The organism is Pseudomonas sp. KCJK9000 (genome assembly GCF_046230725.1).
Lineage (GTDB): Bacteria > Pseudomonadota > Gammaproteobacteria > Pseudomonadales > Pseudomonadaceae > Aquipseudomonas > Aquipseudomonas promysalinigenes.
The window spans coordinates 1-9,291 of record NZ_JBJJLN010000096.1; the positions used below are offsets into that span (position 1 = coordinate 1).

The 9,291-nt window shown below is 59.1% G+C and carries 9 protein-coding genes and 1 pseudogene; 4 read left to right on the top strand and 6 right to left on the bottom strand.

The window, feature by feature from the left end:
- On the top strand, window positions 1-205 hold a 205-nt coding region (locus tag ACK59H_RS22240; RefSeq protein ID WP_409264928.1), incomplete at its 5' end, for a 50S ribosome-binding protein YggL.
- Here ACK59H_RS22240 and ACK59H_RS22245 read toward each other — a convergent pair.
- From ACK59H_RS22245 to ACK59H_RS22270, 6 genes are all read right to left on the bottom strand, one after another.
- Window positions 189-3,842, bottom strand: coding sequence for a transporter substrate-binding domain-containing protein (locus tag ACK59H_RS22245; RefSeq protein WP_409264929.1), 3,654 nt, complete (start codon window positions 3,840-3,842; stop codon window positions 189-191). The genes ACK59H_RS22240 and ACK59H_RS22245 overlap by 17 nt on opposite strands.
- 7 nt (window positions 3,843-3,849) lie before the next feature.
- A complete protein-coding gene (locus ACK59H_RS22250) occupies window positions 3,850-4,470 on the bottom strand; it encodes a response regulator transcription factor (RefSeq protein WP_060477674.1) in 621 nt (206 codons plus the stop codon).
- 278 nt (window positions 4,471-4,748) lie between these two features.
- Complete coding sequence (locus tag ACK59H_RS22255) at window positions 4,749-6,080, bottom strand: deoxyguanosinetriphosphate triphosphohydrolase (protein WP_060477673.1); 1,332 nt, start codon at window positions 6,078-6,080, stop codon at window positions 4,749-4,751.
- Window positions 6,081-6,185: 105 nt separating this feature from the next.
- On the bottom strand, window positions 6,186-6,515 hold the full coding sequence (locus tag ACK59H_RS22260) for a hypothetical protein (RefSeq protein WP_060477672.1): 330 nt from the start codon (window positions 6,513-6,515) through the stop codon (window positions 6,186-6,188).
- On the bottom strand, window positions 6,512-6,886 hold the full coding sequence (locus tag ACK59H_RS22265) for a phage holin family protein (RefSeq protein WP_060477671.1): 375 nt from the start codon (window positions 6,884-6,886) through the stop codon (window positions 6,512-6,514). The genes ACK59H_RS22260 and ACK59H_RS22265 overlap by 4 nt, the downstream gene beginning before the upstream one ends.
- A gap of 9 nt (window positions 6,887-6,895) precedes the next feature.
- Window positions 6,896-7,210, bottom strand: a complete 315-nt coding sequence (locus ACK59H_RS22270) for a YqjD family protein (RefSeq protein WP_060477670.1) — start codon at window positions 7,208-7,210, stop codon at window positions 6,896-6,898.
- A 321-nt stretch (window positions 7,211-7,531) separates the two neighbouring features.
- Between ACK59H_RS22270 and ACK59H_RS22275 the strand changes: the two genes are divergently transcribed.
- From ACK59H_RS22275 to ACK59H_RS22285, 3 genes and pseudogenes are all read left to right on the top strand, one after another.
- Window positions 7,532-8,740, top strand: coding sequence for an ammonium transporter (locus ACK59H_RS22275; RefSeq protein WP_060477669.1), 1,209 nt, complete (start codon window positions 7,532-7,534; stop codon window positions 8,738-8,740).
- A 73-nt stretch (window positions 8,741-8,813) separates the two neighbouring features.
- On the top strand, window positions 8,814-9,053 hold the full coding sequence (locus ACK59H_RS22280) for a glutaredoxin family protein (protein WP_060477668.1): 240 nt from the start codon (window positions 8,814-8,816) through the stop codon (window positions 9,051-9,053).
- A gap of 103 nt (window positions 9,054-9,156) precedes the next feature.
- Window positions 9,157-9,291: pseudogene (locus ACK59H_RS22285) on the top strand (peptidase M15); the annotation flags it as partial.

Sequence of the window (9,291 nt, forward strand, 5' to 3'; positions counted from 1 at the left end):
TGAAGCCATGGATGCCAACGGCCTGGACTATGTCGGTGGCGATGATTTTGGCCTGGTTTGCTCGGCCAAGCGCGGCTCGGTCAGCGAAGAGCAGCGTGCTGCCGTAGAAGCCTGGCTCAAAGGCCGCAGCGAGCTGACCAATATTGAAGTCAGCCCGCTGCTGGATGCCTGGTATCCAGAAAAGCCGATCAACCCGGCTTCCTGATGCCTGCTTGAGCGGCCCCGCCCGGGGGTTCGTTCGATAAAGCGCTGGCCAGTTCTCTGGCCAGCGCTTTCTCTACTCGGCGCATATGCCGTGCCAGTACCTGCCGTTGTAATTTGATGCATGGCGCAGGGCTATCTTTACTTTCAAGGGCCGCGCAGGCCTCCATCATTGCCTTTGCTTCCAAAAGCCGCGCCGCGCTCAGGATCTTGTGCGCCTGCTCGCGGATACCGTCTGCCTGTTCGACAGGGTCCAGGGCCATGAGCAATTTCAGATCGTCTTTCAGGCTTTTATGCACGGCGGTGAGAAACAGGCTGCGGCTTTGGGCACTGTCGCCTACGATGCCAGTCAGGCCTGCGAGGTTGAAAGGTGGTGCTACTGCCGGGCTTGGACGGGGCGTGATTTTAGCCAGGCACTGGCTCAGGGTACGCAGGCTGATAGGCTTGAGCAGGCAGTCGTCCATGCCTGCACTCAGGCATTTCTGTCGGACTTCCGGCTGAGCGTTGGCGGTGTAACCCAGAATGATGCAGCGCGGGCGACCTAGCTTGCGCTCTTCGCAGCGAACCGCGGTAGCCACTTGGTAACCATTCATGTGAGGCATGTTGCAGTCTAGTACCAGCACGTCGAACGGCATCGTGCGCCATTTCTGCAGGCCTTGGCGGCCATCGCTTGCACTGGTATGGCTAAGCCCCAAGTAGCTCAGTTGTTGCGCCATCAGCATCAGGTTGGCTGGGTGGTCATCGATGACCAAGACCTTCAGGTCGGCAGCGGGCACCTCGACCTCTTCCACCTCGGACACCACAGGCACCGGCGCTTCGACAGGCTCCAAGGGCATCATCAGGCGCACCTGAGTACCTGTCCCGGGAGTGCTGTTGATACTTAAATTGCCACCCATCATCTCGCATAGGCTACGGCAGATCGCCAAACCTAGCCCAGTGCCTGCACGGGCGCCCTGGCTGTGTGGGTTGGCTTGCACGAATGGGTTGAACAAGTGCTGCAAATCACCTTCCTCAATGCCGATGCCGCTGTCACGCACTTCGAGCTCCAGGGTCGGCGGCGCGTCAGGGCCTTCGTCGCGCAAACTGAGCGTGACGTGGATCTGCCCTTGCTCGGTGAACTTGATGGCATTGCTGACCAGGTTGGAAAGTATCTGCTTGAACCGCAGCGGGTCGAGCAAAGCATGGCAGCGGGCGTTGGGGTTGATCCATACCTGGAGTGCCAGGCCTTTCTGGCGGGCCTGGCCATCGAACACCCGGCCTACCGACTCCACCAGCGCTGCGGGATCCACTGCTTCCGGGCTGAGCGACAAGTGACCGGATTCGATCCTCACGATGTCGAGGATATCGCCAATCAGGCCCAGCAGATCCCTGGCTGAGTGGTGCGCCACCTCCAGTGAGGCTGGGTCGACCTGCCCTTGCAGCGCTCGCCTGAGCGCCAGTTCGAGCATACCGATGACCGCGTTCATCGGAGTACGTATCTCGTGGCTGATGGTGGCCAGGAAAGTGCTTTTGGCGCGGTTGGCATCGTCGGCCAGGCGTTTGGCGTCGCGCAGTTCCTGAACCAGCTTGCGACGCTCACTGATATCGATCCAGCCGCCGATAATCCCCTGCACTTCACCCAAAGAGTCGCGGTAGGGCAGGATCCAGTGATAGATCGTCATCTCCCGCTCGTGAAAGCGCAGTGGCCGGTCGATGATCAGCGGCACACCGGCGGCCATCACCTGCTGGTAGTCAGCCTGGATCTGGCGAGTGTTCTCGGCACCGGTAAACCGGCTCTCATCCAGGCGCTTGCCGATCACGTCTTGCTGACGGGACTGGACGGCCTCCAGGTAGCTGGCGTTACAGCTTTTCAACCGGCCCTCGCGATCGCGTACGTACATCGGGTGAGGGGTTCCGTTGAGCAAGGCGCCCATGAATTCCAGTTGATCGCTCAGCGCCCGTTCGGCGCGCTGGCGTTGTTTGATCTGCCCGCGCAGACGCGCGTTCCAGATCAGTGCCAGCAACAGCAGCACACCGGTGCCCAGCAGCACCTGAAGAATTTGACGCCGCAAGGCAGGCCAACGGGCATCTTCATGCACATCATAGCCGCGCCACCGATTGTTGATGGCGCCCAATTCTTCCGGCGAAATACTCAGCAGCGCTTTGTCGAGGATGCTGGCAAGCGGCATGTCATGTTCGCGGGTGGCCATGGCGAAGACAGCCGGCTCGTTGCCCACCGTGTTGCGAATGACCAGGTTGGGGTTGCCGGCCAACGCATGGTTGGCATTGATCAACGGCGTGATCATGGCATCGACTGCGCCACTGTTGAGCAGGGCCACGGAGTAGTAGGGGCTTTGCGTTTCGATTCGGCCAATCTGTGGGAAGCGGCTTGCCAGCAGATCGTCCAGGTTACTGTAGCGGGACATCGCAACGCGTTGACCGCTCAGTTGTTCCAGTGAAGCGTATTGTTCGTCACGGGCGCGGGTCACCAGCACATGGGGGCTTTCCAGGTAGGCGCGGCTCAGGTGCAGATGTTTGTCGGCGCTTCCATCGTTGGCCAGCGCGGCGATCATGTTCACGCGCCCGTCGCGCAGCCGCGCGAGCATGTCGGCGATGCCATTGGCCCGTTGTACCTCGAAGCGCAGGCCGGTACGCAGGCGAATCAAGTCCAGCAGGTCGGCGGTGATTCCACGAAAATGGCCATTGGCATCGAAGTAGGAAAGTGGTGCTGCAGTTTCGTCGATGGCGACCCGCATGACCGGGTGGCTCACCAGCCATTGCTCTTCTTCAGGCGTCAACTGGAGCTTGCGGTCACTCAGCAGCAGGTCACCGCCTGCGCTCCATCGTTTGAAGATGCTTGCGCGTACGGCGCTGGGCTGCCGGTCGAGCGCTGCATTGACCAGTGCCTTGAGCTGAACGTCCTGCGTGCGCAGGGCAAAACTGAAACCGATGCTTTCGTGCTGGCCAAAACTTGCCATGCGCAAACGCGGCAAGTGCCCGCGGTTGAGTTGGTAATGTGTCGAGATGGTATCGCCAATAAATACGTCCGCCTGGCCGAACGCTACGGCATTCAGGGCTTGTGTGGTTGAGTCGAATGCCAGCACCTGGGCCTGGGCATACTCAGCGCGGACTCTGTCCTTGGGCAAGTAGTGGTACAGCATGCCCAGTCGCAACCCGGCAAGGCCTGAGTTCAGGGGAAGCCCTTCATCTTCCCGCGTGACCAAGACCGGCTGGTCGATTGCATAGGGATGGGAAAGGATCAGACCCTCGATTGCCGCTTCATAGCCGTTGGCACTGGCCAGTAAATCGATTTTGCCTTGCTTGAGCGCCTCGATTGCTGCGCTGCGGGTTGCGTAGCGCATGACCTGGACCGGCAAGTTCAATGCTTTGCCGATCAGGTTGGCGTATTCGGCGGTAAGACCTTGATAGACTTGCCCACCCCCGGTGATGTCGAAAGGAGGATAGTCAGGCGCCGATATGCCCAGAACCAGTACGGATCGGCCCTCCAGCCACTGCCGCTGTTGTTCGGTCAGGCGCGGGCTGATTGGATTGCTCGAAGATCGCGCCAACAGTGTATAGGGCTCGGCGTCAGGGGTTGAAGCCTGAGCCAGGTTGCAGGCCAGCACCAGGAAAAGACCTAGGCAGGTAATGATTCGCACAATCAAGACCTCAGACCAGCGCGTTGCGTTTTGCCATTTCGATCAGCTCGACCAAAGAATCGGCCTGCAGCTTCTGCATGAGGCGCTTTTTGTAGGTACTGACTGTTTTGTTGCTTAGAAACATGCCTTTTGCAATCTCTTGATTGCTACGACCTTGTGCAAAAAGTTGTAACACCATGAGTTCTCGATCGTTAACGAGTCGGAAAAGTCTTAGGTCTGAGTCTGCTGTTTCATGGCTGTGATGAATGGCCTGACTGGGAAAGTAATTGTATCCGGCAATGACGGCCTTGATTGCGCTGAGTAGCTCACTGAGGTCTTCTTGTTTGCATACATAACCAGCTGCACCAGAGTGCATACAACGAACGGCGAACAGTGCCGGGGCCTGTGCGGTAAGTATCAGCACCTTCAAAGGCATGGCCATCGCCTGAAAGCGTGAAAGCACCTCCAGGCCGTCCAACCTAGGGATACTGATGTCGAGGATCACCAACTCCGGCTGGGTTTCGCGAATCAGTTGCATGGCATCCACACCGTTGTCGGATTCGCCCACGACTTTGTAATTCTGGTTTTCCAACAGCATGCGAACTGCAAGACGGATGACGGGATGGTCATCGACAATGAATACAGTGTTCATATCAAAACTCCCTGCTGCGTATGACGGAGGCAGGTGGCACCTTACCCCAGTTGGACGCCAGCAGGGGGGTGCAGTATAGAGATTCGTTAGATATGGGAAATGGCTTACAACTAAGTACACATTGAGCTACGAAGTGTAAGGAATTACTTCGCTATCAAGGATGATTCGGTAACTTTTCGGCAGCCCGTGTAGCATGTGTTTAGCAATGGATGCCGCGTGCAGGAAGTTTCTGATAGTTAGGCCTTAGCCCGGCTATTCAACCGGGCGCAGGGGCTTGTTCAGGTCGGGCTCGAACGGCCGGTCATTTCCCGCGCCATTTCGCTGGCATAACTGTCAGTCATGCCGGCGATGAAGTCGATCATGCGCAGGAACGCCTTGTGCAACGAATCATGGGGGCTGGGGGCGTTGTTACCGATTAGGTCAAGCACGCGGCGGCTCTTGAATGAGGGGGTACGCCCGCCGTGTTGCTCCAGGGCCGCAGCGCAGAACGTGTTGAGGAGTATTTCAAGGGTGGTATAGGCGCCAATCTCATGCAACGTCTTGCGCTTGTCCTGGAAAATCTTGTTTCGCGCCATGGCCTTTGCCTGCAGCACGCAGCGCTTGGCTGGGCCGTGCATGTGCTCGACCAGATCGCCAGTCAGGCGCCCGCTCAGCAGTGTTTGCTGCTGCTCGACGAAAGCCGCGGCGGCCGCATTGGTGAGATGTTCGATTGCCTTGCCCCGCAAAATCGCAAGCTTGCGTCGACGTGAGTCGGCAGGCCCAAGCTGGCGATAGGTTTCCGGCAGGTCGTCGCCGACAAGGTCCAGCAACAGCGCCTCAACTTCGGCGTAGTGCAGCAGCTCCATCTCCAGGCCGTCTTCCAGGTCGATCAGCGCATAACAGATGTCATCAGCCGCTTCCATGAGGTAGACCAGCGGATGGCGGGCCCAACGCTGGTCCTCGAGCAACGGCAGGCCAAGCTTGCGGGCGATCTGTTCGAGCAGCGGCAGCTCGCTCTGGTAGCAGCCGAATTTGTGTTTCTTATAGCCTAGTGCATCTGCGTGGCGAGCGGTCCACGGGTACTTCAGGTAGGTGCCCAGGGTCGCGTAGGTAAGCCGCGTGCCGCCGTCGAACTGGTGGTACTCAAGTTGAGTCAGTACGCGAAAACCCTGGGCGTTACCCTCGAAGTTGAGAAAGTCAGCGCGCTCATCATCGCTCATGTCGTCCAGCCAGCCCCTGCCTGCTGCCTGTTGGAACCAGTGGCGAATGGCATCTTCACCGGAGTGGCCGAACGGCGGGTTGCCAATGTCGTGGGCCAGGCAAGCCGACTGTACGATCATGCCCAGGTCACTCGGATCGCACCAGTCGGGCAGGCTTGAGCGCAGGGTCTCGCCCACGCGCATGCCAAGCGAACGGCCCACACAGCTCACCTCCAGGGAATGCGTCAGGCGTGTGTGGATATGATCATTGCTCGATACCGGGTGGACTTGCGTCTTGCGCCCCAGGCGGCGAAAGGCGCCCGAGAAGATGATCCGGTCATGGTCTTTGTGAAAGGGGCTGCGGCCAAGCTCATCGGCGCTGTACAGCGCTTTGCCGAGCCGTTCGCGGGTGAGCAGGGTGTGCCAGTCCAAGGCGCTCTCTCCTGTCGATCGAAGGGTATAGCTTCAGGTGCGGCGGGCAGGGGTGCAAGGGGCAGATTAAAACCGCCCCTGTGGGATTAGGGCCGCAGGCCATGCTCAGTGGCGGCGATTGCCTTGCAGGAACAGGCGCACCAGAGGAACCAGGCTTGTACCCAAGCGGACCAGGCGGCTGAGGTTGCCGCTGCGCACGCCTTTGCCGGTCAGAAAGCCTAGCGCGACCACTGCGCCTATTCCCCAAAGCGGTGCATGTTTGATGCCCAAACCGTCATGCAGCGAGCTGCCCATGCCGCGCAGGCGCACCAAGGGTTGCAGCAGTTGGCCGGACTCCTGGCGAATTTCCTGGCGATGCATTTCAAGGCGCAGGCGCAGAAGCGCTTTGCGCAGTTCACGTGGGTTACGCGTATGGGGAAGTTCAGGCAGGCTCATGGCAACAGACGCTCCCTATCCTTGGCCAGTTCTTCGAGGGTGGCATTGAAGGGCGATGACTCGTCAAACACAGCGGCTTTGAGGCGCAGGCCACAGAACACCGCTGCCAAGCCATAAAAAACGCATAGACCGATAATCCCCGCCAAGCGGTAGCTGTCCCACAGAAGGACCAGCAACAGGCCAGACAATGCCGTGAGCAGCAGCAGGGCGAAGACCAGCGCAAGTCCCGCGAACAACAGCAGCCTCAGGGTACGGCCTTTTTGCTCCTGCAGTTCGATTCCCAATAGTTCGATGTGGCTGTGCAAAAGCCCCAGTACCGCAGCACCCAGGCGTTTGCCTGAGGCGCCGGTGGCAATGCTGTCGTTCTCCATGGAAGCTCCTCAGCGCCGGTTGGCGAGCAGGCCGATCAACAATCCCACCCCGGCAGCGATACCGATGGCCTGCCATGGGTTTTCCTGCACGTACTGCTCGGCGCTACCAAGGGCTTCCTGGCCGCGCTCACGCACCGTTTCTTGCGTCAGTTGCAGGGTTTCACGTGCCTGGGAAAGGCGCTCATGAAGCTGACTGCGCAGCTCTTCAGCCTGATCGCCCGCCAGATTGGCGGTGTCTGCCAGCAGTTTCTCCGTGTCACGGACCAAGGTCTGGAAGTCAGCCATCAATATCTCTTGTGCAGTCTTTGCCGATTTGCTGGCCATGGGGCTCTCCCTGGTAGGTATTGAAAGTATGTAGCTAGTTCGAGTGACGCGGCGCTTGGAAGGTTCAGTCGCTGTACTGGTATGGCACTTGCTAACGGAAATTGCCACAACGCAGGGCGTCATCTGGATCGATGCGCCGAATCAGGGCGTCGACCCTGACAGGCACCGATAAACCTTAACCCAATCCACGACAAACCCAAGAAAAAACCACGCAGGCTGCGCTCGTATCGCCACAACCGGGCGAAAGCTGGCACCGATTCGGTGCAGGGATGCAAGGTCTTGAACTGTCCTGGTGCTCAATTTCAGCAGGTCTGCCTTTTCATGGAAAACATGCACAGCGCAATGGGCTCCCTGGTCCATAGCTCGAATACCTTGTTCATCCTCATGGGCGCCATCCTGGTGCTCGCCATGCATGCCGGCTTCGCATTCCTGGAAGTCGGCACGGTGCGGCACAAGAACCAAGTCAATGCACTGTCCAAGATCCTCAGCGATTTTGCCGTTTCTGCATTGGTGTACTTTTTCATCGGTTACTGGGTCGCTTATGGCGTGAGTTTCTTGCAGCCTGCTTCTGAACTCGCTGTGGACCATGGCTACGCATTGGTTAAATGCTTCTTTCTGCTGACCTTCGCTGCGGCGATTCCTGCGATCATTTCCGGTGGCATCGCCGAACGTGCACGGTTTGCGCCCCAGTTGTGCGCCACTGCGCTGATCGTAGCGTTCATCTATCCCTTCTTCGAAGGAGTGGTGTGGAATGGCAATCTTGGTGTGCAGGCGTGGTTGCAGGCGCGCTTTGGGGCGCCGTTCCATGACTTTGCAGGCTCTGTAGTGGTGCATGCCATGGGTGGCTGGCTGGCGCTGGCAGCGGTGCTGCTGTTGGGCGCGCGGCGTGGACGTTATCGCGATGGCCGGCTGGTGGCCTTCGCACCCTCGAGCATCCCATTTCTGGCGCTGGGGTCGTGGATCCTGATCATTGGCTGGTTTGGCTTTAACGTGATGAGCGCTCAGACCCTGCAAGGGGTCAGCGGCCTGGTGGCAATCAATTCGCTGATGGCCATGGTGGGCGGCACTCTTGCGGCCTTGCTGGCTGGGCGTAACGACCCAGGTTTTCTGCACAACGGCCCACTGGCGGGCCTGGTGGCGGTCTGTGCCGGTTCTGATCTGATGCACCCTATTGGTGCGCTGGCCACCGGCCTGGTCGCGGGTGTGCTGTTCGTATGGAGTTTTACCGCTGCGCAGAACCGCTGGAAGATCGATGATGTCCTCGGTGTCTGGCCGCTGCATGGCTTGTGTGGCCTATGGGGTGGCATCGCCTGTGGCGTGTTCGGGCAGGAGGCGCTGGGCGGCATGGGCGGGGTCAGCTTGATCAGCCAGTTGCTGGGTAGCCTGGCGGGGGTAGGGGTGGCAGTGGTCGGTGGTTTTGCCGTGTATGGGGTGATACGGCGACTGCATGGCCTGCGTTTAAGCCATGAGCAGGAATTTCAGGGTGCTGACCTGTCACTGCACCGGATAGGCGCCACCAGCCAGGATTGAACAGGTTCAGGTGCGCCGTGGGCAAGAGAGACCTAAAATAGGGTTGTCCAATTGCTGAATCGAGCCTTGCCCCATGCTGCCTGAATGCCAACTCTTCGGCACCGTTGGGTGCCACTTGTGTGAAGTGGCCGAAGCCGTGCTCATGCCATTCGTCGACCACGGCCTGCTTATCGAACTGGTTGACATCGCCGATGACCAAGCGCTGTTCGAGCGGTATGGGCTGATCATTCCAGTGCTGCGCCGCGCTGATACTGCTGCCGAGCTGCATTGGCCTTTCGATGCTGAGCAGGTGGTAGCGTTTCTGACCTCATAACAGCCGAGGGAAACCTCACCGGCTGGAGGGGGGTGGGGGTGCAGGCAATGATGACCAACCGATGACGCGTATCGGTTCGGTGCATTGTCAAAAGAGGCTCGCCATGTTCATCACACCGCACTTCACACTCAGGGAAATGACCGTTTCGCAAACTGCCGCAAGAGGGGGGCTGGACAACACCCCCACGCCCGAGGCGATGAGTAATCTGCGCCTTCTTTGCCAAGCCCTCGAGCAAGTG